Source organism: Parvimonas sp. M20 (assembly GCF_035282425.1).
Lineage (GTDB): Bacteria > Bacillota > Clostridia > Tissierellales > Peptoniphilaceae > Parvimonas.
Genome location: NZ_JAYKBQ010000038.1, coordinates 1 through 1,186, shown reverse-complemented (window position 1 = coordinate 1,186; position 1,186 = coordinate 1). Strand labels below are relative to the sequence as shown.

The window sequence follows — 1,186 nt, the reverse complement described above, 5'->3', positions numbered from 1 at the left end:
TTATGTTACAAGTAGACAATATTATTAACTATAAATCTGTGTTTTATCCTTGGTTGAAAGCTTTAGAGGAAAATCCATTTAATAATGTATATGCATTATTAACAATATTAGTTACAATTCTGTTATCAAGAGTTATAAATTACAAATTAAACAAAAGATATACTTTTTCAAAACTTGATATAGAGGAAGAAAATAAGAAAAAATTAGCATTAGCCATAGCAATATTTACGGCACCATATATATTTTTCTTTTCAATTAATATTTAAATAATTTGGTTTTAGAGATAAATATAATTGAAAAAACTTAGGAACTATGAGTTATACAATAAGATATTTTGATAGAAAGGATAAATTATTGGATGAAAGAACCTTTGAAATATCTGTTACAAAGGATATGGTAATCAAAACTGGAATAAATAAAGATAAAGATACAGTTTTGCAAATAGATAAAAACAAAGATGGAAAAGTTGATGAAAAAATTTCCGCATCAAAAAATGAAAATATTAAAAAATAAAAAAATTGAAGTGAGAGAATTTAATTCTCTCACTTACTAAAAAGGAGATAAAAATGAATAAACTTTGGGATTTTATACCGATATGGTTTTTTTATATAAATCCAATATTTTGGATTGTTATTATACCGATAACTACTATATTATGTTCAACAGTAGTTTATATATCTGTTTTATATCTGAAAATATATAATCCTTTTAAAATGTTAAAGAAAATAATTGTAAAAACTACTTTTTTTTGTTTTTTATGTGATATTATGGTTGTAGGACTTATATTGTTAGGCACTATGGCAACAGAAAACCTTATTAATCCAAAATCAGATTTTTACAATTGGTATGAATCTTTGAGGGCGTCTATTTATGGAAAGCCACTTGATAATATATTCGCAATATTAACATTGGGTGTTTTAATTTTATTGTCAAGGATTATAAATTATAAACTAAATAAAAGATATACTTTTTCAAAACTTGATATAGAGGAAGAAAATAAGAAAAAATTGGCATTAGCCATAGCAATATTTACAGCACCATATATATTTTTCTTTCCATTTTATTTTTAAATGATTTAGTTTTAGAAATAAGTATAATTGAAAAAACTTAGGAACTATGAGTTATACAATAAGATATTTTGATAGAAATGATAAATTATTGGATGAAAGAACTTTTGAAATATCTG

2 protein-coding genes and 1 pseudogene are annotated in these 1,186 nt (G+C 22.8%); all 3 read left to right on the top strand.

Translation table 11 applies throughout. From position 1 onward, the window contains the following. Positions 1-266: pseudogene (locus VJI93_RS08210) on the top strand (hypothetical protein); the annotation flags it as partial. A gap of 46 nt (positions 267-312) precedes the next feature. Further along, on the top strand, positions 313-513 hold the full coding sequence (locus tag VJI93_RS08205; RefSeq protein WP_324000438.1) for a hypothetical protein: 201 nt from the start codon (positions 313-315) through the stop codon (positions 511-513). A gap of 53 nt (positions 514-566) precedes the next feature. Beyond that, positions 567-1,070: a hypothetical protein gene (locus tag VJI93_RS08200; RefSeq protein WP_324000437.1), complete on the top strand. Its 504-nt coding sequence runs from the start codon at positions 567-569 to the stop codon at positions 1,068-1,070. Positions 1,071-1,186 lie beyond the last annotated feature (116 nt).

Excerpts from the sequence above, each read along its gene's own strand:
- VJI93_RS08205 (WP_324000438.1), top strand. The coding sequence starts at position 313 with ATGAGTTATACAATAAGATATTTTGATAGAAAGGATAAATTATTGGAT.
- VJI93_RS08200 (WP_324000437.1), top strand. The coding sequence starts at position 567 with ATGAATAAACTTTGGGATTTTATACCGATATGGTTTTTTTATATAAAT.